Origin of the sequence: Pseudomonas putida (assembly GCF_005080685.1) — a bacterium.
Lineage (GTDB): Bacteria > Pseudomonadota > Gammaproteobacteria > Pseudomonadales > Pseudomonadaceae > Aquipseudomonas > Aquipseudomonas putida_V.
The window spans coordinates 5,133,265-5,157,159 of the sequence record NZ_CP039371.1 but is presented as its reverse complement, the minus strand read 5'-3'; the positions used below and the strand labels follow the sequence as shown (position 1 = coordinate 5,157,159).

The following is a 23,895-nucleotide window of genomic DNA, read 5'->3' as shown; positions in this document are numbered from 1 at the left end:
TCGCTACTCACCTCGGATCGCTCCAGGTTCAACCGTCGGTCGCCTTTTGCATGCGCCGCTTGAACAGCGGCTGGGAGAGGTCTATTAATTTGATGTGGGAAAAATTCCCACGCAAAGAAAAGATAAAACATACAACGAATTCTTCACCTGATTTGGCGTTTCTCGCGGTAATGACCAGGAGACGGAAAATGCAGATCCATTGGCTGTTCAAGAGGGCTCTACTGGCGGTGGCCGTTGCTGGCGTGTTGTCGACCTCCATCGTTTTGATTCCCGACTCGATTTCCCAAGGCTCCAGCGCCTTCGCCAAAGATGGCGGCGGCGGTGGCGGCCATGGTGGTGGCGGTGGTGGTCATGGTGGCGGCAGCGGCGGTGGCGGCGGTCATGGTGGCGGCAGCGGCGGTGGCGGCGGTCATGGCGGTGGCGGCAGCGGCGGTGGCGGCGGTCATGGCGGTGGCGGCAGCGGCGGTGGCGGCGGTCATGGCGGTGGCGGAAGCGGCAGTGGTGGTGGCCATGGCGGTGGTAGCGGAAGCGGTGGCGGCCATGGCAGCGGTAGCGGCCACGGCGGTAGCAGTGGCGGCAGTGGCCACAGTGGTAGCGGGCACGCAAGTTCCGGCGACAGCGGCAGTGGCCACGACTCAGGCCGCGGCCACGAAGGCAACTCCAACTCTGGGCGTAGCAGCAACCATGCTGAACCTGGTGATGATCATGGCAACCACGTTGGCGGTGAGCCCGGTGACGATCATGGCAATCACGTGGGTGGTGAGCCCGGTGACGATCATGGCAATCATGTGGGTGGTGAGCCCGGTGACGATCATGGCAATCATGTTGGCGGTGAGCCTGGCGATGACAATGGCAATCACGTTGGCGGTGAACCTGGTGATGATCGCGGCGATCATGTGGGTGTCGAACAAGGTGATGACCGCGGTGCTCATGTCGGCGGCGAACCCGGGGATGACAATAGCAGGAGCTGACGGGCTGTGACGGAGCGGGTGCTTGCTCCACGCAACGCGTGAGTATTGAGCGCTGACGAACTATTCCTCAACTCTGGAGGGAAGTGGATACAGATCGTGTGGGATCTTTTCCCGCGACGTATACTGCTTTCATCTGTCAAGGAACGCGCTCAATGCAACCGCCTACCCTACCACCCTCTATGTTAAGCGCGCTGCGCCGGGTCGTTCGGCCCCTGGTGCGCTTGATGCTGCGCAAAGGGGTCACCTACACGGTGTTCACCGACCTGCTCAAGGAAGTCTTCGTCGATGTGGCGCACCGGGAGTTTCGTCTGGACGACAAGGCCCCCAGCGACAGCCGCATCAGCCTGTTGACCGGGGTTCATCGCAAGGATGTACGGCGCTTGCGCGCCGAGAGCGATGCATCGCCAGAAGGGCTGCCGGAGAACATCACCTTGGGTGCCCAACTGGTGACCACCTGGACCCGTTGCCCGCCGTTCTGCAACGAGTCCGGCCAGGCCTTACCGCTGCCGCGGCTGAGCAGCGTTGGCGGCGACTGCTCCTTCGATGCCCTGGTGGCCAAGGTCAGCACGGATATCCGTGGGCGGGTGGTGCTCGACGAATGGTTGCGTCTGGGTGTCGTGCGGGTCGACGAGCAGGATTGCGTACACCTTGAGGCCCAGGCGTTCGTGCCGCAAAAAGGTTTCGATGAAAAAGCCGCGTATTTCGGTCACAACCTGCATGACCACGCCAGCGCAGCGGTGCATAACCTGAGTGGGGAAGGTCAGCCATTTTTCGAGCGCAGCGTGCACTACGATGCGCTGACGCCCGCCAGCGTCGACACCCTGCGCGATGCCGTCGCCAGTGACGGCATGCAGGTGTTGCTGGATTTCAGCCGCCGCGCCGCAGACCTCGAAAGCGCCGATGTGCCCGTCCCCGAGCGACGCCAGCGCATCACCATCGGGCTCTATTTCTACACTGAACCTACCGATCCGGATTCTTCCAAGACGCCTAGCCCATGAATGCCCTTATGCGCTGCCTCAGTGTCGTCGCGCTGATCCTGGGTTTCGGATCAGGCCTGATGACGCCCATGGCAGTGCAAGCGGCGCCGGTATGTGTCAGCCGCGACGAACTGGGCATGGCGGGGGCCGCCGGCATGCAGTTCCCCGGCGGTGTGGGCGGTACCGGCGCCAAGACCGGTGGTGTTGGGGGGACCGGTGCGCGCACTGACAACGGTGGCGTTGGCGGTACTGGCGCGCCACTGCAGAAGCGCCCTGGCGGTACCGGCGGGACTGGCGCGGTGGCGGAGGGCGTGGACGGTAGCCTGTATGAGCGCGGCAATGGCGGTGTCGGTGGCACCGGCGCACCGATCCTGAGCCCAGGCGGCACCGGAGGTACCGGGATCGTCGGCACCATTACCGGGTTCGCGTCGATCTGCGTGAACGGCCTGGAAGTGCACTTCGGCAAGGACGTGCCGGTGAACGAAAACGGCGTCGCTTCCAGCAGCGATCACCTGGCGATAGGCCAAGTGGTGGCGGTTGAAGCGTTTGCCGGCAATCGAGGCCTGCAAGCCGGGCGTATTTCCATCCTGAACGTGTTCGAAGGGCCGCTTACCTCGATGCCCAATGCATCGGCGCCGCTGCGTGTCATGGGGCAAGCGGTGCGGCTCGCTCCGGGTGCGCGGGTCGCCGAAGGGCTGCGGCCGGGCGATCCGGTCAAGGTCAGCGGTTTGCGCGATGCCAATGGTGCAGTGGTGGCGAGCCGTATCGCCCGGGCGCCAGGGCTGAAACAAGCCAGTGCCATCGGGTCGGTCGACCGTACCGGCACCCTGCAAGGGCTGAAACTGGGCAGCCGAGTGGCACCGACGCCGGATGTGCTGGTGCGTGGCCAGTGGACCGGGCGTCAGCTGGAGGTCGCGCAGAGCCGTCCCGACCCGAGCCTGCCGTTCACCGGTCGAGTGCACCAGGCCGTCATCGAGGGCCTGGTGCAGCGCCGCCAGGATGGCCAACTGGTGGTCGCAGGCGTCCAGGTGAAACTGGGCCGCGATACCGTGTTCGTCGGCAAGCAGGCCGAGTCCTTGGCGGTCGACCAACGGCTACGGGTCAGCGGGGTGTTCAGTGGCACGCGTGAAATCCGTGCCGTGCGCGTCGAGTTCGATGACGATCGCGTCGATAACCCGGAAAGAGGCCACAGGGGCCACGATGCCGAGCATGAAGGCAGTGGCTCGGGGCGGTCGAGCAATAGCGGTCATGGTGACAGTGGCAGCACCGGGCGCAGTGGTAGCAGTGACGATCATGGCGGTGGGCGCTCTGAGGTGCGCGAAGATGACCATGACAAGGCTGAGACCGTGGACACGTCGGGTAAATCGGAGCAAGTCGAGACTGTGGACCACTCCGGAAGCGGTAGTAACAGTGGTCGCTCCGACAGGGTGGAAAAAGTCGAGGAAGTGGAGAAGGTCGAAGTCGAGAAGGCCGAAGACGTTGAGAAGGTCGAGCTGGAGAACGTAGAAAAAGCGGAAAAGGTCGAGAAAGCCGAGAAAGTGGAAAAGGCGGAGAAGGTCGAAAAAGCGGAGAAAGTGGAAAAAGTCGAAAAGGTGGAGAAGGTCGAAAAGGTAGAGAAAGTCGAGAAGGTGGAAAAGGTCGAGAAGGTCGAGAAAGTCGAAAAGGTGGAAAAGCCTGAGAAAGTGGAAAAAGTAGAAAAGGTAGAGAAGATCGAGAAAGTGGAAAAGGTGGAAAAAGTCGAAAAACCCGAGAAGATCGAGAAAACCGAAAAGCTAGAGCGGCCCGATCGATCCGGGCGTTGATTCCACCAGAAAGACACCTCACAGTTGGCCGATTAGCAACTAGGCTGGGTACATCGACACCACTTCCTTCCGGGATATTGAGGTGCAGATGAAACCCATGCTCCCTCTCTTTGCGAGCCTGTTGTCAGGCATCGGCTTGTCGGCTTCTGCCGATACCTTCAGCACCGCTGTAGGCATGGACTATTCCAGCGGTGACTATGGCACCGGCACCACGTCGGAAATCTGGTATCTCCCGGTGATGGCGAAGTACGAAACCGGCCCAATGACCTATAAGGTCACCGTACCCTGGCTGCATATCACCAATCCCGAAGTAGGCCCCGATGGCGACCCGCTGCCCGGTGGCTGCCGGGATGTGGAAAGCGGCCTGGGCGATACGGTCGCCAGCGCCGCCTATGCGTTGCTCGAGGGTAGCCAGAATGGCGTATTGCTCGACCTGATCGGCAAGGTCAAGTTTCCCACCGCAGATGAAGACCAGTGCCTGGGCACCGGCGAGTACGACTACACTGCCCAGGTCGATATCGCCAAGGCGTTCGGCCCGGTGACCGGCTTCGCGACCCTGGGCTGGAAGAAATTCGGCGACCCGCCCGACAGCGACTTCGACGACCCGGTATTCGCCAGCCTCGGTTTCGCCGTCCCGGTAGTCGCCGGCACTACGGCGGGCGCTTCCTACGACTGGCGGCAGAAAGTCGTTTCCACCGGGTCACAGATCAAGGAACTGACCCTGTTCCTTACCCACAAGCTCAACCAGCAGTGGAAGGTCCAGCTGTATGCGGTCAAGGGCTTTTCCGACGCGAGCCCCGATGGCGAAGGCGGGCTGATGCTGTTCCACACCTTCTGATCGAACGACCCGCATCCCATACCAAAAAGCCCCTGGCCCCGCATCGTCTTCGTCAGCATGCGGGGCCAGGGGCTTTTCAGTCAGGCAGCCGCCTCAGACAGGCTCGGCCCACATGTCGTACTCGTCGGCGTCGACGACGCGGCAACGGACCTTGTCGCCTGGCTTGAAGCCATGGTCGCCATCGATGAAAACGCTACCGTCGATTTCCGGAGCATCGAAGAAGCTGCGGCCGACCGAGCCCTGCTCTTCGACTTCGTCGATCAGCACGTCGATTTCCTTGCCGATGCGCAGTTGCAGGCGTGCCGCGCTGATCGCCTGCTGGTGGGCCATGAAGCGGTCCCAGCGATCCTGCTTGATGTCATCGGGTACCTCTTCCAGGCCCAGGTCGTTGGCCGGGGCGCCTTCGACCGGCGAATACTGGAAGCAGCCGACGCGATCGAGCTGGGCTTCGGTCAGCCAGTCGAGCAGGTACTGGAAGTCTTCCTCGGTCTCGCCCGGGAAGCCGACGATGAAGGTCGAGCGGATCACCAGTTCCGGGCACTGTTCGCGCCAGTTCTTGATGCGTGCCAGGGTGCGGTCTTCGAAGGCCGGGCGCTTCATCGACTTGAGCACCTTGGGGCTGGCGTGCTGGAACGGGATGTCCAGGTACGGCAGGATCTTGCCGGCGGCCATCAGCGGGATCACGTCGTCGACGTTCGGGTACGGGTACACGTAGTGCAGGCGTACCCAGGCGCCCAGGCTGCTCAGGGCTTCGCAGAGCTCGAGCATGCGGGTCTTGACCGGGCGGCCGTTCCAGAAATCGGTCTTGTACTTGACGTCGACGCCATAGGCGCTGGTGTCCTGGGAAATCACCAGGATCTCCTTGACGCCGGCCTTGACCAGGCGCTCGGCCTCGCTCAGCACTTCACCTACCGGGCGGCTCACCAGCTTGCCGCGCATCGAGGGGATGATGCAGAAGCTGCAGCTGTGGTTGCAGCCCTCGGAAATCTTCAGGTAGGCATAGTGGCGCGGGGTCAGCTTGACGCCCTGTGGCGGCACCAGGTCGATCAACGGATTGTGGTCCTGGCGCGGCGGCACGACTTCGTGCACGGCGTTGACCACCTGCTCGTACTGCTGCGGGCCGGTGACCGACAGCACGCTCGGGTGCACGTCGCGAATGTTGCCTTCCTCGACACCCATGCAGCCGGTGACGATGACCTTACCGTTTTCCTTGATCGCTTCGCCGATCACTTCCAGCGACTCGGCCTTGGCGCTGTCGATGAAGCCGCAGGTGTTGACCACCACCACGTCGGCGTCCTCGTAGGTGGGCACGACTTCATAACCTTCCATGCGCAGCTGGGTCAGGATGCGCTCGGAATCGACCAGGGCCTTGGGGCAACCCAGGGATACAAAGCCGACCTTCGGCGTGGCGGGAGTGGTGGACATGGCTAACCTCGGTATTGAATGCAGGTCGCCCGGCCGCTGACGGGGGCGATCTCGACGGGCGCTTGTGGCGCCTCTGATCAAAAAGTGCGCAATTCTAGCGAGCAGAAGGGCGCTTGACCAGCAGAAAAGCGACGAACGCTGCGCTATGCTTCGCGGCATTGCGCCCGGGTTTCAGCAAGGCCTTGGCGTCTGGGGAATTCTACGGGTCTTCACGGCGGTCTGCGGGAGTGGTCGATGGTTCAGGCAAGCAGTCACGCCGAAGGCGGGCACGCGGGGAAGCAGGGTGCGGCGCGGTCGATTAGCCTGCTCGTGGCAGCGGTTGGGGTGGTGTATGGCGATATCGGTACCAGCCCTCTTTATACGCTCAAGGAAGTCTTTACCGGCGGCTACGGCGTGCCGGTGAACCATGATGGCGTGCTCGGGATCCTGTCGCTGATCCTCTGGTCGCTGCTGTGGGTGGTGTCGTTCAAGTACGTGATGTTCATCCTGCGCGCCGACAACCAGGGCGAAGGCGGGACCATGGCGCTGACGGCCCTGGCGCGCAGGGCAACGGCGCAATACCCGCGTCTGCGCTCGCTGATGGTCATCTGTGGGCTGATCGGGGCTTCGCTGTTCTACGGCGACAGCATGATCACCCCGGCGGTGTCGGTGCTTTCCGCGGTGGAGGGCATGGGGTTGGCTTTCGACGGCATCGACCACTGGGTGGTGCCGCTGTCGCTGGTGGTGCTGGTGGCGCTGTTCCTGGTGCAGAAGCATGGCACCGAGAAGATCGGCAAGCTGTTCGGGCCGATCATGGTCGCCTGGTTCCTGGTCCTGGCGGCGCTGGGGGTGCATGGCATCTCGCAGAGCCCCGAAGTACTCAAGGCGTTCAACCCGGGCTGGGCTGTCAACTTCTTCGTGGTCCACCCTGGAATGGGCGTGGCCATTCTCGGCGCCGTGGTGCTGGCGCTGACCGGCGCCGAGGCGTTGTACGCCGACATGGGCCATTTCGGTCGCAAGCCGATCGCCCGTGCCTGGTTCGCCCTGGTGCTGCCGGCGCTGGTGCTGAACTACTTCGGCCAGGGTGCGATCCTGCTGCAGAACCCCGACGCGGCGCGCAACCCGTTCTATCTGTTGGCACCGGGCTGGGCCTTGCTGCCGCTGGTCGGGCTGGCGACCATGGCCACGGTCATCGCCTCGCAGGCAGTGATTTCCGGGGCGTTCTCCCTCACCCGCCAGGCCATCCAGCTCGGCTATATTCCACGCATGCAGATCCAGCACACGTCCAGTGACGAGCAGGGGCAGATCTACATCGGCGCGGTGAACTGGACGCTGATGGTCGGCGTGGTGCTGCTGGTCATCGGCTTCGAGTCCTCCGGCGCGTTGGCCGCGGCCTACGGCGTGGCAGTGACCGGGACCATGCTGATGACCACGATCTTGGTGTCGTCGGTGATGCTGCTGCTCTGGAAGTGGCCACCGCTGCTGGCGGTTCCCATCCTGCTGGGCTTTCTCTTCGTCGACGGGTTGTTCTTCGCCGCCAACGTGCCGAAGATCGTCCAGGGTGGCGCCTTCCCGGTATTGGCCGGTGGCGTGCTGTTCCTGCTGATGAGCACCTGGAAACGCGGCAAGCAGATTCTGGTCGAGCGTATCGATGAGGCAGCGCTGCCGCTGCCGGTGTTCATCGCCAGCATCCGCGTGCAGCCGCCGCACCGGGTCGAGGGCACGGCGATATTCCTCACCGCGCGGCCGGACGCAGTGCCCCATGCGCTGTTGCACAACATGCTGCACAACCAGGTGCTGCACAGCCAGGTCGTACTGTTGACGGTGGTGAGCGAGGATCGGCCGCGGGTGCCGGAACATGAGCGCTTCGAAGTCGAGGCATACGGTGATGGCTTCTTCCGCGTGCTGCTGCACTTCGGCTTCATGGACGAGCCGGATGTGCCGGCGGCCTTGAAGTTGTGCCATCTGGAGGAGCTGGATTTCAGCCCGATGCGCACCACCTACTTCCTCAGCCGGGAAACGGTGATCGCCTCCCGGTTGGAGGGAATGTCACGTTGGCGTGGGAATCTGTTCGCCTTCTTGCTGAAGAATGCCAACGGCAACCTGCGTTTCTTCAACTTGCCGTTGAACCGGGTGATCGAGTTGGGAACCCAGGTCGAGATCTGAACAAAGATCCCGCCCTCCAGGTTGCAACCGGTTTATGTGGGAGCGGCCTTGCCGGAGCGCCGGACCGGTCGCAAAGGGCTGCACAGCAGCCCCTGCAGGATCGGCACAAGGCCGCTCCGACAAGGGCGCCATCAAGCCCGCCTTGCGATGCTCAGTTCTGTTCCGCCACGCTGGACTTGCCCTGGCGGGTGTCGATCTCGCCGGCCAGGCGCTTGGCCAGTGCCGGGTAGTTCTCGTCGAAGTGGTGGCCACCCGGCAACTTCATGCGTTCACCCACTGCTGTCTTGTCGGTGCAGCCACTCTCGTCGGCCTCTTCCACCCCATACACGCAGACCACCTTCGACGCTGGCAACTTGGCCATTTCCGGCCCGGTCGGGGCCTCCTGGCCTTCCTTGCCCAGCCAGCCTTCCACCTCGATCTCGAAGCTGCCGCTGCGGGCGAAGGCCAGCAACATGACCGCATCGACCCGCTGTTGGTCTTCGGCTGGCAGGCGGTTGTAGATCGCCGGCAGCACGTCGGCGCCGAACGAGTAGCCGGCGAGCACGAAGCGCTTGGTGCCCCACTTCTGACGGTAGTGCTGCATCAGTTCCGACAGGTCGGCAGCGCTTTGCTCCGGGGTCTTGTGCTGCCAGTAGTAGCGTAGGGTGTCGATGCCCACCACCGGGTAGCCGAGCTTGGCCATTTCCCCGGCCACGTCGCGGTCCAGATCGCGCCAGCCGCCGTCACCGGAGAGGAACAGGGTCACGGTGTCGGTGGTCTGTCCGGCGGGCACCTCGACCACGGGAATGGCCAGCGCGTTGCCGTCGCGGCCAACCAGGGCCTGGGTCAACTGGGCCTTGAGTACCTGTGGCAGGTGGATGTCGTAATCGCTGATGCTGGTTTCGGCGTTCGCCTGGTCGCGTACGAAACCGGCACTGGCGTCGTCCGGGTTGTCGTTCCACGCCACGTTCCAATGGCCGTGCGTGGCTGCCTTGGGCAGCGCGGCCGTGCAGCCCGGTTGCTCCAGGCTGAAGTCGACCGAAATGGCCCGGGCCTTGTCGTCGGACTGGCTGGCCAGCCAGCGCCAGGCCTGGCTCGCGCCCGGGCCGATACCGGCGACCACGGTTGGCTTGCCAGCCAGTTGGTCGATCGCCTGGTCCACGGCCTGCTGTTGCTGGGTGCAGTCGTTGGGCGGCAGGATCACCTGCACCAGTTGCGCTTCGCCAGCCTGGCTCAGGTCGAGCAACTGCTTGTCGCTCAGGGCCTGGTCCTGGGGTACGCCAATCGCCACGCGGGCCTTGGCGTGCACACCGGGCGTCACACGGGTCATTTGCAAGCCGCCGACGGCCAGTTGTTCGAGGCGCGCCTCGGGGGCTGGGCGGGTCCACAGCCAGAAGGCCACGGCGCCGGCCGCAGCGGCCAGAAGCAGGGGTATCAGTACATACAGCCAATAGCGTCGGATCATCAACGTTTCACCAATCCAGTCAGGCCGCCAGCGATCAGGGCGGCGGTGTCAGCCAGTGCCACCAGGGGGTCCAACCCGGCCGGCACGGCCATGTAGCGAGGTTCCCAGTCCGGCTGGAACTTGTCCTTGAAGCGCCGCAGGCCTTGGAAGTTGTAGAGCTGTTCGCCACGGCGGAACACCATCGAGCCCAGGCGTTGGGTCAGGGGGGCTCCGCGCCGGGGCTGCAGGCCCGAGAGCGGTACCATGCCCAGGCTGAAGCGGCCGTAGTCATGGCTTTTGTAGTGCAGGATGAGGCCGATCATCATGAATTCCATGGTCGACTTCGGCGCCTCGGGGTGGGCACGCATCAGGTCGAGGCTGGCCAGTTCGTTGCCATGGGTTTCCAGCAGGTTGGCGAAGGCCACCGGTCGCCCCTGGAAGCGAATCAGGGCAATGCGGAAGTGTTGCAGGTAATCGGGGCTGAAGCGCCCGAGCGAAAAGCCTTTCTCACGCACGTTCTTGCCGCCGAGCCAGGCGTCGGAGATTTCCTTGAGGGCGTCCAAGGGGGCCTGGCCGGGTTCGTGGATCTCCAGGGTCAAGCCGTCGCGGCCGCCGCGGTTCCAGGTGTAACGCAGGTCCTTCATTTCCTTGCCCTTGGCTTCCAGGTCGAAGCGACGCAGGTCGACCCGCGCTTCTTCGCCGAGCTTGAGCGCTGTCAGGCCGATGTCCATGTAGAACGGCAGGTTCTCCGCACGCACCTGGTAGAACACCGGACGCGCATGGTGCAGGTCGCACAGGTCGCGGAATTGCCAGATCATCTCGGCGCGCTCCTGGGCCGGGCCGATCGGGTCGTACAACGCCACCAGGCTGCGGCCTCGGCGGGCGTACATGAGGAAGGCGTTGTCATTGGGGTGGAACAGCAGGGCCTTGTCACCGGTCAGGGCCAGGCCGCCGTCGGGTTGGTCGGAGGCCAGCAGGATACGGTTGGCGCGTTGCAGTTCGTCGTCATCGGGCAGGTGGATGGTCGGCCGTGCGGTGCGCAGTAGCCAGGTCAGCGAGACGATCACCAGCAGCACCGCACTGCCCATCGCCGCCCGCAGTCCACGTGGCGCATCGGCGTCGAGGGTGAACTGCCACCAAAGCTGGTGGCTGTAGGGCACATCCTGGTAGGCGAACAGCAACAGCCACACCGACGCGCCGACCACGCAGGCGCTGGCCACCAGGTATACCGGCGACAATGGCAGTTCGAGCAGGCGGCTGGGACGATAGAACGAACGGCGGAACAACGCCAGCAGGGCGGCGGTGAGGGTCAGCAGGCAGGCTTCTTCCCAGTCGAAGCCCTTGAGCAGCGACAGCAGCGAGCCGACCAGCAACAGTACCGTGGTCAACAGCCAGGCGGCGGACAGGCGACGGCGCAGGCCTTGGGCGAGCAGCAGGCAAAGTACACCGATCAGGCTGGCGCCGAAGTGCGAGGCATCGATCAACCGATGCGGCACCAAAAAGCCCATGTGTTCCAGGCGGGTGTCGATTTCCGGAGTGGCTCCAGAGAACAGCAGCACGACGCCTGAAAGAAACACCAGGATCGCCAGGATCGGTGCCGCCAAGCCGGACGCCGCCTTGATCGCCTGGTGCGTGAACAGCAGGCGCCGCGCTTCGTTGGCGAGCAGCAACACGCAGGCCACGAGCAGGGGCAACACCACATAGATCAAACGGTACAGCAGCAATGCCGCAGCCAGTGGCGCGGCGCCCAACTGGTCGGCGAAGGCCGCCAGCAGGATCGCTTCGAATACGCCCACCCCGCCAGGCACATGGCTGAGCACGCCAGCGGCCAGGGCCAGCAGGTAAACCAGAAGGAAGGCACCAAACGGTGGCGCCTCGGGCAACAGCAGGTACAGCACGGTGGCGGCGGCAGCCACATCCAGGGCGGTGATCAGCAGTTGCAGCGCGGCCAGGCGTGCACCTGGCAGGCGCAAGGTGCGGCGGCCCAATTGGACCAGCAAAGCGTCGGTCAGCGGCTGCTCGGCCAGGCGCCTGCGGTACAGCCCGATGACCAGTGCCCCCGCAGCGACCAGCACGGCGATGGCGATGCCGGCCAGCACGCTGGCGGGCAGGCGCAATGCCGCAGCCGCCGCCGGCAGGTTGCTCAAGGTAGCCAGGGCTGCCAGTGGCGGCAGTGCGCAGCCGAGCGAAAGGCTGGCGAACACGGTCATGCGCGCCACTTCTGCGGCCCCCAGGCCTCTGCGCGCATACAAGCGATAGCGCACCGAGCCACCGGAAAGCATCGACAGGCCAATGGCATTGCCGATGGCGAAGGCACTGAAGCCGCCCAGCAGCAGGGTACGCGCGGGCAATTTCACTCCGGCATAGCGGCTGGCCGACCATTCGTAGCCCAGCAGGATTACGAAGCCCACCACCGTCGCCAGCAAGGCGCCCAGTAGCGATGCGGTCGGCACGCTGAGCATGGCGTCATGCAAGGCATACAAGTCCAGTTCGCTGAGCAGATGGCGGCAGGCGATCAGCGCCATGGCGAACAGCAGCAGGGTGACCGCAAGACCGATCGGTTGCCGGTAGCGGCTCACGCGCTCGAGCAGGGGCAGGCGTTGCACGGCCGCAGGCAATGCCGAGGCGAGGGGCGCCGGGTGTTCGGGTGGATTGGAAGTCATCGGTTACCTCGGGCATGAAGCGCGAGGATGGGGGAGGGGGCGGCCAAGTGAAGTTCCCTTTGAAAAACGTATCCTGATATTACTCCTGGCGGAGACGCTTTCAGCCGTCCGCGCGGGTTAAAGATAGTTCATGGTCAGGGTGGCTTTGCATGCCGGGGCCGGCGGTACAGGGGAGGAGGTTTGCGGAAGACGAAAACAACAACGCCCACGCTGTTTTCACAGTGTGGGCGTTGTTCTGACGATATGGTTGCGGGAGCCGGATTTGAACCGACGACCTTCGGGTTATGAGCCCGACGAGCTACCAGGCTGCTCCATCCCGCGTCAGTGGGGCGCATTCTACAGTTTGGCTGGCGGGTGTCAAGCGCTAACTATTGATTTCCCTGGATTTTCTGCAGCGCCTCTGTTCGAGGCAAAGAAAAAGGCCACTGCATAACAGTGGCCTTTTCTTGAATCTGGTTGCGGGAGCCGGATTTGAACCGACGACCTTCGGGTTATGAGCCCGACGAGCTACCAGGCTGCTCCATCCCGCGTCAGTGGGGCGCATTCTACAGCTTGGCTGACAGGTGTCAAACGCTAACTGGAGATTTGCTGAAAACTTCTTCAGCGGCTTTTTTCCAGGCAAAGAAAAAGGCCACTGTCTGAACAGTGGCCTCTTCTCGAATCTGGTTGCGGGAGCCGGATTTGAACCGACGACCTTCGGGTTATGAGCCCGACGAGCTACCAGGCTGCTCCATCCCGCGCCTGTGGAATCGAATTCTACGGATTTCCGCTCGGCTGTCAAGCGTTAATGTAAAAAAACCCTTTTTCGTTCAATCCCTTAGCGCCAAAAACTGGGCCGTAGCTCAGGCGCTACGGGGCTTGTAGGCCGATTATCGCCCAACCCCGCGCTCAGGCTGTCTTGGCAATAGGTCCATGCGGTACTATCTGTATGAATTTACAGTGCTGGCGAGCCTCCATGTCATTGCGCAAGATCATCCATGTCGACTGCGATTGCTTTTATGCCGCGATCGAGATGCGCGATGACCCGCAATTGGCGGGCCGGCCGATGGCGGTGGGCGGCTCGGCAGATCGCCGTGGGGTGATCGCTACCTGTAATTATGAGGCCCGCGCCTATGGCGTGCGCTCGGCGATGTCTTCCCGTCATGCGCTCAAACTCTGCCCTGACTTGGTGATCGTAAAGCCCCGGTTCGATGCGTACCGCGAGGCGTCACGCGAGATCCACACGATCTTTCGCGACTACACCGAGATCATCGAACCGCTGTCGCTGGATGAGGCCTACCTCGATGTCAGCGACAGCCAGTGGTTTTCCGGCAGCGCCACGCGCATCGCCGAAGACATTCGTCGCCGGGTTGCCCGTACGTTGCATATCACCGTTTCCGCTGGGGTAGCGCCGAACAAGTTCCTGGCCAAGATCGCCAGTGATTGGCGCAAGCCCAATGGTCTTTTCGTCATCACCCCGGGTGAGGTCGAAGCCTTCGTTGCCGCCTTGCCAGTTGCCAGGTTGCACGGTGTGGGCAAGGTGACGGCCGACAAGCTGACGCGCCTGGGCATCGACAATTGCCTGCAACTGCGGGACTGGCCACGGCTGGCCCTGGTGCGTGAGTTCGGCAGCTTTGGCGAGCGTCTGTGGGGGCTGGCGCGAGGGATCGATGATCGCGCCGTACATAACGACAGCCGCCGGCAATCGGTCAGTGTCGAAAACACCTACGATACCGATCTGCCGGACCTGGCCAGTTGCCTGGAGCGTCTGCCGGATCTGCTGGCCAGCCTGAACGAGCGGATCGAGCGCATGGACAGCAGCTATCGGCCGGACAAGCCGTTCGTCAAGGTCAAGTTCCATGATTTCAGCCAGACCACCCTGGAGCAAGCCGGTGCGGGCAGGGACCTGGACAGCTATCGGCAGTTACTGGGACAGGCATTCGCCCGGGGCGGCAAGCCGGTGCGCTTGCTCGGGGTGGGGGTCAGGCTGCGCGACCTGCGCGGTGCGCATGAACAATTGGAGCTGTTTCCACCGAAATGAAAAGGGCCGCATCGCGGCCCTCGTTCATCATTGCACGCCGGGATCGGCCACCAGGCGCCCGGTAGCCTTGGTCAAGGCCTGCAGGAATTCCTGTTGCAGTTCCGGGTCGTTGCGGGTGAGCTCGATGAGGCTTTGCTCCATCTCGCTGGCTTCTTCTTCCAGGCCCAGCTCGGACAGACGCTTGACCCGGTGCACCCACTGGCCCACATCGTCGTCCTCGAGGTCATCGAAGATCAGTTCGTGTGCCTCGAGCAGTTTGTTGCGCAGGTTGGCGCTGACCAGCAGGCTGGCATCACCGCGGACCGCGTTGTCCTCGTCGAGCACCTGCAGGTGCAGGGTGCCGACGTGGTTGAGGTTCTGCTCGGAGAACGGGCTGTCGAGCAGGTTCAGGCGCAGCACGCCATTGCGGTCGGTGGTCAACTCGTGGGTCATCTTGCCGGCCTTGACCTCCACCAGCCGCTCGCTCCACGGCAGGCTGCTGGACTCCTCACGCTTGTCCTTCTGCACTTCGCTGACCGCCGCCAGGTTCTGCTGGGCACGGCCATTGGACTGCACGTTCATGAACGGGTTGAGTCCGGCCACGCCGTAGCTCAGCCAGTCATGGGTCACGCTTTCCGGCAGGTTGCCCAGGGCGAACACGTTGACCACGTTGGCACCGACACCGGCCACCACGGCCACCGCACCCAGCGGGATCTCGTAGATCTCCCGCCAGGGTTGGTAAGGCGTATAGCGATCGTAGCGGCGGGTGACTTCGAACTCGGTAACTTCGAAGCGCTGTTCCTCGTGGACACGCACGCGTCGTTGCGGGAGCTCCATTACCTTCGGCTCGCCGACATCGATCTGCAGGGTATGTTCGAGCAGCTTGCGCTCGACGCGCTCCTCATGCTCGCTGCGCTGGGACATCTGGTTGGCGCAACCGCTGACGAGCAGGGCGCCGCACAAGGCGGCGCCCCCCAGGGTAAAGGTACTTCGCTTTGACATGATCACTCGTGCATTGATTATCAGCGGCGAACGCGGGCCTGCAGGAAGGTCAGTACCTCATCGAGCGGCAGCGTCTGGGCGTCCTGCTCGGTGCGGTGCTTGTACTCCAGGTTGCCGTCGGCCAGGCCGCGGTCGCTGACGACGATGCGGTGAGGGATGCCGATCAGCTCCATGTCGGCGAACTTGATGCCGGGGCTGGTTTTCTTGTCGCGGTCGTCGAGCAGCACTTCGTAACCGGCGGCGGTCAGTTCGGCGTACAGCTTGTCGGTCGCCTCGCGGACCACGTCGGTTTCATAGCGCAGCGGGACCAGGGCGATCTGGAAGGGCGCCAGGGCATCGTTCCAGATGATGCCCTTGTCGTCGTAGCTCTGCTCGATGGCAGCGGCGACCACGCGCGACACGCCAATGCCGTAGCAGCCCATGGACAGGACCACCGGCTTGCCGTTCTCGCCCAGTACCTGGCACTTGAGTGCCTCGCTGTACTTGGTGCCGAGCTGGAAGATGTGGCCCACTTCAATGCCGCGCTTGATCACCAGGGTGCCCTGGCCGTCCGGGCTCGGGTCGCCCTCGACGACGTTGCGCAGGTCGGCGACCTGCGGAACCGGCAGGTCACGCTCCCAGTTCACGCCGAAGTAGTGCTTGTCGTCGATGTTGGCGCCGATGCCGAAGTCGCTCATCAGGGCGACCGAACGGTCGATCACGCATTCCAGTGGCAGGTTCAGCGGGCCCAGCGAGCCTGCGCCGGCGCCGATGGCGTCACGCAGCTCGGCATCGGTGGCCATGACCAGCGGGTCGGCGACCTGTTCCAGCTTGGCAGCCTTGATTTCGTTCAGCTCGTGGTCGCCACGGACGATCAGGGCGACCAGCTTGCCTTCTTCGGCGCCGCGCACGATCAGGGTCTTGACGGTCTTCTCGATCGCCAGGCCGTGGTTTTCGACCAGTTGCGCGATGGTCTTGGCGTCCGGGGTATCGACCAGGCGCAGCTCCTCGGTAGGGGCTGGGCGCACGGTTTCACGCGGGATGGCCTCGGCCTTCTCGATGTTGGCGGCGTAGTCGGAGCTGTCGCTGAAGATCACGTCGTCTTCGCCGGACTCGGCCAGTACGTGGAATTCATGCGAGTAGCTGCCACCGATGGAGCCGGTGTCGGCCTGCACCGGACGGAAGTCCAGACCCAGGCGGGTGAAGATGTTGGTGTACGCCTGGTGCATGCGGTCGTAGGTTTCCTGCAGGGAAGCCTGGTCGGCATGGAAGGAGTAGGCGTCCTTCATGATGAACTCGCGGCCACGCATCAGGCCGAAGCGCGGACGGATCTCGTCACGGAACTTGGTCTGGATCTGATACATGTTGAGCGGCAGCTGTTTATAGCTGGACAGCTCGTTGCGGGCCAGGTCGGTGATGACCTCTTCGTGGGTCGGGCCGACGCAGAAGTCGCGCTGGTGGCGGTCCTTCAGGCGCAGCAGCTCAGGGCCGTACTGCTCCCAGCGGCCGGACTCCTGCCACAGCTCGGCAGGCTGGATGCTCGGCATCAGCACTTCGAGGGCTCCGGCGGAGTTCATTTCCTCGCGGACCACGTTCTCGACCTTGCGCATTACCCGCAAGCCCATCGGCAGCCAGGTGTACAGGCCGGAGGCCAGTTTGCGGATCATGCCGGCGCGCAGCATGAGCTGGTGGCTGATGACCACTGCGTCGGCAGGGGTTTCTTTCTGGGTGGCGAGCAAATATTGACTGGTGCGCATGGTGGGCCGTGTCGATTGCCTAAGACGTTGAAATGACCCCGCATTGTACGGGGGCGAAACGAAGGCGTACAGGATGCCCCATGGGTGGGGCGCTTGTCAGCCAAGAAAAAGCCCGGCGGGATGGCCGGGCTCTTTCAGGTGCGGGGCACAGGTAAGCCAGGCTTACAGGATGCTCAGCGGGTACTCGACGATCAGGCGCAGTTCGTCCAGCGATGGGGAGCCGTAGTAGACGCCGTCGGAGGAGCGGTAGGTAGCCTGGCGGACGCGGAAGCTGAGGTCCTTGGCCGGGCCTTCCTGGAGCACGTATTTGATGTCGATGTCGCGTTCCCATTCCTTGCCGTTGGTGGTGCCGTCGACGTTGGCGTCGGTACCACGGATGTAACGGGTCATGAACGACAGGCCTGGGACGCCCCATTCGGCGAAGTTCAGGTCGTAGCGTGCCTGCCAGGACTTCTCGTCTTCGGCGTTGAAGTCGGAACGGGCCACGGAGTTGGCCAGGTAGACGGTACCGCCACCGTCGATGCCGTAGGCGTAGTCGCCGTCACCGCTGACCTTCTGGTAGGCGACGGTGAAGGTGTGCGCGCCGATGTTGTAGGCAGCCGAGAGGCTGAAGGCGCGGTTGTCGAGCTTGTCACCATCGAAGGCGCGGGCGCGGTCGCCATCGCTCTTGGTGTCATAGATGTTGAAGTCGAACACCAGGCCCTGGTTGTCTGCGATCGGCAGTGCCCAGTTGACGTTGGCGTAGTACTTGCGCCAGTAGTCTTCGACCTTCGAGTAGTACAGGCTGGTGCTCAGGTTGTCGGTGAAGGCGTAGGTGCCGCCGACGAAGTTGGCGTCGGTCAGGCCTGGGTTCTTCAGACCGGTGTCGGCGTCGCGGCCGCCGATGCTGTCCTTGTAGGTCTGGGCTTGGGCGTTGAGGCGGGTGAAGTGACCGGCGTTCAGTTCCAGGCCTTCGATTTCCTTGCTGGTGAGCAGGAAGCCTTCGGCGACTTCTGGCAGCAGGCGGCTGTCATCGGTGGCGAACACGGGCACGGCGGTGAATTGGCCGCCGTATTTCAGCGTGGTGTTGGAGATACGCAGTTTGACCGCGCCATGGGCCTCGGAGTAGTCGTCTGCAGCGCGGCCGTCGTCGTTGATCGGGAACAGGCCCATGCCGGCACGGCCGCGGCCGGTGTCGAGCTTGATGCCGAGCAGGCCGATGGCATCGACGCCAACGCCTACGGTGCCTTGGGTGAAGCCGGACTCGAAGGTGCCGATGAAGCCTTGGCCCCATTCTTCGTTGCGGCTCTGGCCGCTGTCGTTGTTGCGATAGTCACGGCTGAAGTACAGGTTGCGCAGCTTTACGCCAGCCGTGCTGTCTTCGAGGAAACCCTTGGACTCGTCTTGCGCAGAGGCGAACGCCAACTGCGAGGTCCCTGCCGAAACGGCCAGGGCGATCATGCTCCACTTCATCACGCGCATCGTGATTTGCTCCTTTGGTTTTAGGAAGAGTACCGCTGCGCCCAACGTGTTTTAGTTATATGGGGCAGCTCTTTCTTGTTATGTCGGCGAAAATGTATAGCACGCTGACTGTTATTGGCGATATGACGAAAAAGATCCTTTCGGTAAGTTTATTCGCATGTCGCTTTAAAGTATTTCCATGTCGCAAATCACACCCCTGCATTCAGGGCGTACAACGCCAGCGCTGTCTCTTTCACCGTAACGAAACTGTAATAGGCGTTTCGGTTTCGGAAAACTCCCTGGGTAACCAATGCCGCTGTTGTTATTTGTCGCGTGCACCTGTCGATGCAGGTGTCGTGCCGACTTGGCGTGAAGGGAATGCAACAAGCGTGCTCAAAATACGCAACACTTCATGAAATTTTCACAAAGTGGGGCTGGAGTGGGGAAAACCTGCCGAAAACACGGGCTTTGGGTTGTCTTATGGTGTGCCATAGTTAGCTTGCTTACTTTTGTTCAAAGGTGCCATCCAACTCAATGTGTTACCGACAACTGTTGATCCGCAGTGGTGGATGTAGCGGTAAGTGCAGTTCCGCCCGCTGGGTGGCCTCATTTTGGTGCGAAAAGTAGCGCAGTGTTACCGCCTTCGTGCATGCCTGCCTAAAAGCGTGAGCGAGGGGGCGCAGAAGAGTATCCTTGCGCACAGGTTGCCAGTGCTCGCTGGCCAGATTTTCCCCGAGGAGGTTTACCGTGTTCGTCCTGGATTCACGTTTGCAGCAGGATTCCCTGGTGCTGGGCGATTTTCCCCTGTGCCGGCTGTTGCTGAGCAAGGATGCCAACTATCCGTGGTTCATCCTGGTGCCGCGCCGTGCCGACATCAGCGAGGTGTTCCAGCTCGAGGGTGACGACCAACAGCAGCTGTGGAGCGAAACCAGCTACCTGGCCGAGGCGCTCCAGGCGGCGTTTGCCGCCGACAAGATGAACGTCGCGGCGCTGGGTAACGTGGTCAGCCAGTTGCATATGCATGTAATCGTGCGTTACCGCGATGACGTGGCGTGGCCGGCACCGGTATGGGGCAAGTGCCAGGCGCAGGCCTACACCGACGAACAGGTGGAAGGTATTCGCCAGCGCCTGCGCGCCGTGCTCGATGCACGATTCGAGGAGGCTTGAGGTGTCGCTGGAGGATCGCATCGTCGAACTGGAGATGCGCCAGGCATTTCAGGACGACACCATTCAGGCGCTCAATGACGTGATTGCCGTGCAAGGCCAGGCGATCGAGCGCCTGCAGTTGCAGATGGCCGAGCTGATCAAGCGCTATGAGGAGGTGGTCGGTCAGTATGGTGCGGAGGAAGGTGAGGAAGCGCCGCCGCCTCATTATTAATGCAGCGGCGCTTTTGCGGCGCCGGCCCTGGGCTTGCCCCGGGGCCGGCAAGGATCAGCGGCGCGATACCGCCACCACGTCTTCGGCCTGCAGGCCCTTGTCGCGGTGCATTACCGAAAACTCCACGCGTTGACCTTCGACCAGGATGCGATGGCCTTCCCCGCGAATCGCGCGAAAGTGCACGAAGATATCGTCACCCGAGTCTCGGGAAATGAAGCCAAAGCCCTTGGAGGTGTTGAACCACTTCACGGTGCCGGTATCGCGTTTGCCGGCGTCCTGCGGCGAGCTTTGCGCGCTGCGGGCCTTGCGTCCAGTGCGGGCGAAGCCGGCGGCCAGGTGCAGGACCACGGCCAGGGCAGCGCAGACCAGGGCCGCCAGGTTGCCCAGCTCCGGACGTGCCAGCAGGGTCAGGGTCTGCAGCACCACGGCCACTACCAGCAGGGCACAGGCCAGATGTTGCAGCTGTTGCCGGACGCCTCGGTAGTAGAGGGGCACGACCGGGGCGAGCAGCAGGTTGAGCAGGCCGAGCAAGGCCAGGTAGACCGCGTCGGGTTGTTGCAGGAAGGGTGTTGCGTCGGTTTTCAGGCTGGGTATGAGCGACAGCAGCAAGGCCGCTACGCCCGTCACCAGATGGACGATCTTGAACATGGGATTGGCTCACAGTCGATAAGGCCGGTCACAGAAAAAAGCTGGCGGCACGGTGCGCATGAGGTGTAGGCGCGAACACGTGTTGGGTCAGCCTATGCACCCGGCAATAGCAGTCCGCACGGGTGGCACGGTGCCTATTTAACCGCAAAGCCGGGGGCTTCTCAAACCAAGTCGCCGAGCGACCGTTACCTTGCCCTGTGTCACGGGCGGGGTGTGGTAACTGTTGCTACAGTGTGCGGTGCCTGCTTGATCACCAAGCCAAATGGAAAGGGGAGATTCATGGCAATTGATATCGGTATCAGTGAAGAAGATCGCAAATCCATCGTCGACGGGCTTTCCCGGTTGCTGTCGGACACCTATGTCCTGTACCTGAAAACCCACAACTTCCATTGGAACGTCACCGGGCCTTCGTTCCGCACCCTGCACCTGATGTTCGAGGAGCAATACAACGAGCTGGCCCTGGCGGTCGATTCGATCGCCGAGCGCATCCGTGCGCTGGGTTTCCCGGCGCCGGGTTCATACGCCTTCTACGCCAAGCACTCTTCCATCAAGGAAGAGGCCGGCGTGCCGCCTGCGGATGAAATGATCCGCCAGTTGGTGCAAGGCCAGGAAGCCGTGGTGCGCACGGCGCGGAGCATTTTCCCGGTGGTGGACAAGGTCAGTGATGAGCCGACCGCCGACCTCCTGACCCAGCGCATGCAGGTCCACGAAAAGACCGCCTGGATGCTGAGGGTACTGCTCGACGGCCAATAATCGGCGCTTCGCGCAAGAGCCCGGCGACACAGGTGTCCCCGGGCTTTCTTGCCTGATCAGGAAGGTTTTGCCGCTGCACTCGCGACGAGCCAGGGCGCTTCATGGGCGGACTACAACCGCTGATCATGGAGTGTGCTGGTGGAATGCAAGGTGCAAGTCAATAAAGGAAGGGCAGGCCAGGGGCCTTGGCCCGGTCGCCAGTGCGTCGACCCGTTCGACACGGATTTCGACATGCGGCAGGCGTTGCCGGTCTCGCGATCGGTAAGACTCAATGGTTTTTCCACCTGTCTGCGTCTGGAGGCCGTGTACTGGCGAATCCTCGAACGCATTGCCGAAGTCAATCGCTGTTCGGTCAGTGCCGTGCTGTCCTACATTGACCGAGAAGTGCACCTGCGTCAGGGCGGTGTGCGTAACTTCAGCGGCCTGATCCGGGTGATCTGCGTTGCCTGGCTGCTCGACCCACCTCGTTTACGCTAATCGCCGGGCGGGCTGCGCAGCGCTCCTTAACCATATATAATCCCGCTTTTTGCTGCCTTGGCAGCCTGCGTTGTGGTTGACGAGAGACACCCATGCCCCTTTATGACTATCAATGTGCATCCTGCGATCACAGGATGGAAGTACTGCAGAAGATCAGCGCAGCGCCGCTGACCGACTGCCCGGCCTGTCAGGCGCCGGCATTGAAAAAACTGCTGTCTGTACCCGGCTTTCGCTTGAGCGGCAACGGTTGGTACGAAACCGACTTCAAGACCGGGGCGAAGAAGAATCTGGCAGGCGGCGACAAGGCCGACTGAGTTGAAGTGCATTAGCCGGGTCTTGCAGTATTAGTCCCAAGGGGCGGTCAAGGCCTTACCGAATTACACGAATCACGAGAAGCGAAACCACCATCATGATGCGCAGCCATTATTGCGGCCAACTGAACGAGAGCCTGGACGGCCAGGAAGTCACCCTTTGCGGCTGGGTCCATCGTCGCCGCGACCACGGCGGGGTGATCTTCCTCGACATCCGTGACCGCGAGGGCATGGCCCAGGTCGTATTCGACCCGGATCGCGCCGAAACCTTCGCCGCCGCTGACCGCGTGCGCAGCGAGTACGTGGTGCAGATCACCGGCAAGGTGCGCAAGCGCCCTGACGGCGCGGTGAACGCCAACATGGCCTCCGGCGCCATCGAAATCCTAGGCTACCAGCTGAACGTGCTCAACGAAGCCGAGACGCCGCCGTTCCCGCTGAACGAATATTCCGACGTTGGCGAGGAAACCCGCCTGCGCTACCGCTTCATCGACCTGCGTCGCCCGGAAATGGCCGACAAGCTGCGCCTGCGTTCGCGCATCACCAGCAGCATCCGCCGCTACCTGGACGAGAACGGCTTCCTCGACGTCGAGACGCCGATCCTCACCCGCGCCACGCCGGAAGGCGCGCGCGACTACCTGGTACCGAGCCGTACTCACGCCGGCAGCTTCTTCGCCTTGCCGCAGTCGCCCCAGCTGTTCAAGCAGTTGCTGATGGTGGCCGGTTTCGACCGCTACTATCAGATCGCCAAGTGCTTCCGTGACGAAGACCTGCGTGCCGACCGCCAGCCTGAATTCACCCAGATCGACATCGAGACCAGCTTCCTCGACGAAAGCGAGATCATGGGCCTGACCGAAGGCATGATCCGCAAGCTGTTCAAGGAAGTCCTGGACCTGGAGTTCGGCGAATTCCCGCACATGACCTACGAAGAGGCCATGCGCCGCTACGGTTCCGACAAGCCGGACCTGCGTATTCCGCTGGAACTGGTCGACGTTGCCGATCAGCTCAAGGACGTCGACTTCAAGGTCTTCGCAGGCCCGGCCAACGATCCCAAGTGCCGCGTCACCGCCCTGCGCCTGCCAGGCGGCGCGAGCATGCCGCGCAGCAAGATCGACGAATACACCAAGTTCGTCGGCATCTACGGTGCCAAGGGCCTGGCGTACATCAAGGTCAACGAGCGCGCCAAGGGTGTCGAGGGTCTGCAGTCGCCGATCGTCAAGAACATCCCTGAGGCCAACCTCACCACCATCCTCGATCGCGTTGGCGCCGTGGACGGTGACATCGTGTTCTTCGGCGCCGACAAGGCCAAGATCGTCAGCGAAGCCCTGGGCGCGCTGCGTATCCGCCTGGGTCACGACTTCGAGTTGCTGACCTGCGAGTGGGCACCGATGTGGGTGGTCGACTTCCCGATGTTCGAAGAGAACGAAGACGGCAGCTTCACCGCATTGCACCACCCGTTCACCGCGCCGAAGTGCACCCCCGAAGAGCTCGAGGCCAACCCGGCCACCGCGCTGTCGCGTGCCTACGACATGGTGCTCAACGGCACTGAGCTGGGCGGCGGTTCGATCCGTATTCACCGCAAGGAAATGCAACAGGCCGTGTTCCGCCTGTTGGGTATCGAGGCGGCTGAACAGGAAGAGAAGTTCGGCTTCCTGCTCGACGCCCTGAAGTTCGGTGCACCACCTCACGGTGGCCTGGCCTTCGGCCTGGACCGTCTGGTCATGCTGATGACCGGTGCCCAGTCGATCCGTGAAGTGATCGCTTTCCCGAAAACCCAGAGCGCCGCGTGCGTCATGACCCAGGCCCCAGGCATGGTCGACGCCAAGGCCCTGCGCGAGCTGCATATCCGTCTGCGCGAACAGACCAAGGTCGAGTAAGCGGACCCCGGGCGCATCCACATGGATGCGCCT

Annotated in this window: 19 protein-coding genes and 3 tRNA genes; 12 read left to right on the top strand and 10 right to left on the bottom strand. The window is 62.8% G+C overall.

Translation table 11 applies throughout. The features are described 5' to 3' along the window. Positions 1-188 precede the first annotated feature (188 nt). The 4 genes from E6B08_RS31220 (at position 189) to E6B08_RS24000 (ending at position 4,588) form a co-directional block, all read left to right on the top strand. Entirely contained in the window at positions 189-971 is a 783-nt protein-coding gene (locus E6B08_RS31220; protein WP_322349397.1) for a hypothetical protein, read from the top strand. 152 nt (positions 972-1,123) lie between these two features. Beyond that, positions 1,124-1,969 (top strand): DUF6502 family protein, encoded by an 846-nt coding sequence (locus E6B08_RS24010; protein ID WP_136916240.1) that lies wholly within the window; start codon positions 1,124-1,126, stop codon positions 1,967-1,969. After that, on the top strand, positions 1,966-3,750 hold the full coding sequence (locus tag E6B08_RS24005) for a DUF5666 domain-containing protein (RefSeq protein ID WP_136916239.1): 1,785 nt from the start codon (positions 1,966-1,968) through the stop codon (positions 3,748-3,750). The genes E6B08_RS24010 and E6B08_RS24005 overlap by 4 nt, the downstream gene beginning before the upstream one ends. 88 nt (positions 3,751-3,838) lie before the next feature. After that, positions 3,839-4,588 carry a hypothetical protein gene (locus tag E6B08_RS24000; protein ID WP_136916238.1) on the top strand — a complete coding sequence of 250 codons (750 nt, stop codon included), beginning with the start codon at positions 3,839-3,841 and terminating at the stop codon, positions 4,586-4,588. Between the two features lie 93 nt (positions 4,589-4,681). Here the strand turns inward: E6B08_RS24000 and rimO are convergent, their stop codons facing one another. Continuing rightward, positions 4,682-6,013, bottom strand: a complete 1,332-nt coding sequence (gene rimO, locus E6B08_RS23995) for a 30S ribosomal protein S12 methylthiotransferase RimO (protein ID WP_136916237.1) — start codon at positions 6,011-6,013, stop codon at positions 4,682-4,684. Between the two features lie 234 nt (positions 6,014-6,247). On the opposite strand from rimO, the gene E6B08_RS23990 reads away from it, so the two are divergent. Continuing rightward, positions 6,248-8,158, top strand: a complete 1,911-nt coding sequence (locus E6B08_RS23990; protein WP_136916236.1) for a potassium transporter Kup — start codon at positions 6,248-6,250, stop codon at positions 8,156-8,158. A gap of 151 nt (positions 8,159-8,309) precedes the next feature. Here the strand turns inward: E6B08_RS23990 and E6B08_RS23985 are convergent, their stop codons facing one another. The 5 genes from E6B08_RS23985 to E6B08_RS23965 form a co-directional block, all read right to left on the bottom strand. Next, a complete protein-coding gene (locus E6B08_RS23985; RefSeq protein ID WP_136916235.1) occupies positions 8,310-9,602 on the bottom strand; it encodes a virulence factor family protein in 1,293 nt (430 codons plus the stop codon). Then, positions 9,602-12,244: a bifunctional lysylphosphatidylglycerol flippase/synthetase MprF gene (mprF, locus tag E6B08_RS23980; RefSeq protein ID WP_136916234.1), complete on the bottom strand. Its 2,643-nt coding sequence runs from the start codon at positions 12,242-12,244 to the stop codon at positions 9,602-9,604. Before mprF ends, E6B08_RS23985 begins: the two co-directional genes overlap by 1 nt. A gap of 244 nt (positions 12,245-12,488) precedes the next feature. Then, positions 12,489-12,565: transfer RNA gene (locus E6B08_RS23975), tRNA-Met, on the bottom strand. Positions 12,566-12,697: 132 nt separating this feature from the next. Further along, positions 12,698-12,774: transfer RNA gene (locus E6B08_RS23970), tRNA-Met, on the bottom strand. Between the two features lie 133 nt (positions 12,775-12,907). Next, positions 12,908-12,984: transfer RNA gene (locus tag E6B08_RS23965), tRNA-Met, on the bottom strand. Between the two features lie 221 nt (positions 12,985-13,205). On the opposite strand from E6B08_RS23965, the gene dinB reads away from it, so the two are divergent. After that, positions 13,206-14,264: a DNA polymerase IV gene (gene dinB / locus E6B08_RS23960; RefSeq protein WP_192938701.1), complete on the top strand. Its 1,059-nt coding sequence runs from the start codon at positions 13,206-13,208 to the stop codon at positions 14,262-14,264. Positions 14,265-14,291: 27 nt separating this feature from the next. Here dinB and E6B08_RS23955 read toward each other — a convergent pair whose 3' ends face one another. The 3 genes from E6B08_RS23955 to E6B08_RS23945 form a co-directional block, all read right to left on the bottom strand. Continuing rightward, a complete protein-coding gene (locus E6B08_RS23955; RefSeq protein WP_136916232.1) occupies positions 14,292-15,245 on the bottom strand; it encodes a hypothetical protein in 954 nt (317 codons plus the stop codon). A 20-nt stretch (positions 15,246-15,265) separates the two neighbouring features. After that, positions 15,266-16,981, bottom strand: a complete 1,716-nt coding sequence (locus E6B08_RS23950) for a proline--tRNA ligase (RefSeq protein WP_136916231.1) — start codon at positions 16,979-16,981, stop codon at positions 15,266-15,268. Positions 16,982-17,143: 162 nt separating this feature from the next. Further along, positions 17,144-18,442: an OprD family porin gene (locus E6B08_RS23945; protein ID WP_136916230.1), complete on the bottom strand. Its 1,299-nt coding sequence runs from the start codon at positions 18,440-18,442 to the stop codon at positions 17,144-17,146. 726 nt (positions 18,443-19,168) lie between these two features. Here E6B08_RS23945 and E6B08_RS23940 point away from each other — a divergent pair. Both E6B08_RS23940 and E6B08_RS23935 read left to right on the top strand, forming a co-directional pair. Continuing rightward, positions 19,169-19,588: an HIT domain-containing protein gene (locus E6B08_RS23940; protein WP_136916229.1), complete on the top strand. Its 420-nt coding sequence runs from the start codon at positions 19,169-19,171 to the stop codon at positions 19,586-19,588. A gap of 1 nt (position 19,589) precedes the next feature. Continuing rightward, the gene (locus E6B08_RS23935; protein ID WP_136916228.1) at positions 19,590-19,799 is read left to right on the top strand and encodes a SlyX family protein; all 210 of its coding nucleotides are present in this window, start codon (positions 19,590-19,592) and stop codon (positions 19,797-19,799) included. 54 nt (positions 19,800-19,853) lie between these two features. On the opposite strand, the gene E6B08_RS31395 is transcribed toward E6B08_RS23935, so the two are convergent. After that, entirely contained in the window at positions 19,854-20,447 is a 594-nt protein-coding gene (locus tag E6B08_RS31395; RefSeq protein WP_136916227.1) for a cold-shock protein, read from the bottom strand. Positions 20,448-20,726: 279 nt separating this feature from the next. Here E6B08_RS31395 and E6B08_RS23925 point away from each other — a divergent pair, with 279 nt between their 5' ends. From E6B08_RS23925 to aspS, 4 genes are all read left to right on the top strand, one after another. Next, positions 20,727-21,200, top strand: coding sequence for a Dps family protein (locus tag E6B08_RS23925; protein ID WP_136916226.1), 474 nt, complete (start codon positions 20,727-20,729; stop codon positions 21,198-21,200). A 231-nt stretch (positions 21,201-21,431) separates the two neighbouring features. Then, a complete protein-coding gene (locus E6B08_RS23920) occupies positions 21,432-21,677 on the top strand; it encodes a ribbon-helix-helix domain-containing protein (RefSeq protein WP_416194413.1) in 246 nt (81 codons plus the stop codon). 92 nt (positions 21,678-21,769) lie between these two features. Then, on the top strand, positions 21,770-21,991 hold the full coding sequence (locus tag E6B08_RS23915) for an FmdB family zinc ribbon protein (RefSeq protein WP_043209521.1): 222 nt from the start codon (positions 21,770-21,772) through the stop codon (positions 21,989-21,991). Between the two features lie 95 nt (positions 21,992-22,086). Further along, complete coding sequence (gene aspS / locus E6B08_RS23910) at positions 22,087-23,862, top strand: aspartate--tRNA ligase (RefSeq protein ID WP_136916224.1); 1,776 nt, start codon at positions 22,087-22,089, stop codon at positions 23,860-23,862. Positions 23,863-23,895 lie beyond the last annotated feature (33 nt).

Bases quoted from the DNA above. Each gene is read 5' to 3' on its own strand.
- E6B08_RS31220 (WP_322349397.1), top strand. From the start codon at position 189: ATGCAGATCCATTGGCTGTTCAAGAGGGCTCTACTGGCGGTGGCCGTT.
- E6B08_RS24010 (WP_136916240.1), top strand. From the start codon at position 1,124: ATGCAACCGCCTACCCTACCACCCTCTATGTTAAGCGCGCTGCGCCGG.
- E6B08_RS24005 (WP_136916239.1), top strand. From the start codon at position 1,966: ATGAATGCCCTTATGCGCTGCCTCAGTGTCGTCGCGCTGATCCTGGGT.
- E6B08_RS24000 (WP_136916238.1), top strand. From the start codon at position 3,839: ATGAAACCCATGCTCCCTCTCTTTGCGAGCCTGTTGTCAGGCATCGGC.
- rimO (WP_136916237.1), bottom strand. From the start codon at position 6,013: ATGTCCACCACTCCCGCCACGCCGAAGGTCGGCTTTGTATCCCTGGGT.
- E6B08_RS23990 (WP_136916236.1), top strand. From the start codon at position 6,248: ATGGTTCAGGCAAGCAGTCACGCCGAAGGCGGGCACGCGGGGAAGCAG.
- E6B08_RS23985 (WP_136916235.1), bottom strand. From the start codon at position 9,602: ATGATCCGACGCTATTGGCTGTATGTACTGATACCCCTGCTTCTGGCC.
- mprF (WP_136916234.1), bottom strand. From the start codon at position 12,244: ATGACTTCCAATCCACCCGAACACCCGGCGCCCCTCGCCTCGGCATTG.
- E6B08_RS23955 (WP_136916232.1), bottom strand. From the start codon at position 15,245: ATGTCAAAGCGAAGTACCTTTACCCTGGGGGGCGCCGCCTTGTGCGGC.
- E6B08_RS23950 (WP_136916231.1), bottom strand. From the start codon at position 16,981: ATGCGCACCAGTCAATATTTGCTCGCCACCCAGAAAGAAACCCCTGCC.
- E6B08_RS23945 (WP_136916230.1), bottom strand. From the start codon at position 18,442: ATGCGCGTGATGAAGTGGAGCATGATCGCCCTGGCCGTTTCGGCAGGG.
- E6B08_RS31395 (WP_136916227.1), bottom strand. From the start codon at position 20,447: ATGTTCAAGATCGTCCATCTGGTGACGGGCGTAGCGGCCTTGCTGCTG.
- E6B08_RS23925 (WP_136916226.1), top strand. From the start codon at position 20,727: ATGGCAATTGATATCGGTATCAGTGAAGAAGATCGCAAATCCATCGTC.
- E6B08_RS23920 (WP_416194413.1), top strand. From the start codon at position 21,432: ATGCGGCAGGCGTTGCCGGTCTCGCGATCGGTAAGACTCAATGGTTTT.
- E6B08_RS23915 (WP_043209521.1), top strand. From the start codon at position 21,770: ATGCCCCTTTATGACTATCAATGTGCATCCTGCGATCACAGGATGGAA.
- aspS (WP_136916224.1), top strand. From the start codon at position 22,087: ATGATGCGCAGCCATTATTGCGGCCAACTGAACGAGAGCCTGGACGGC.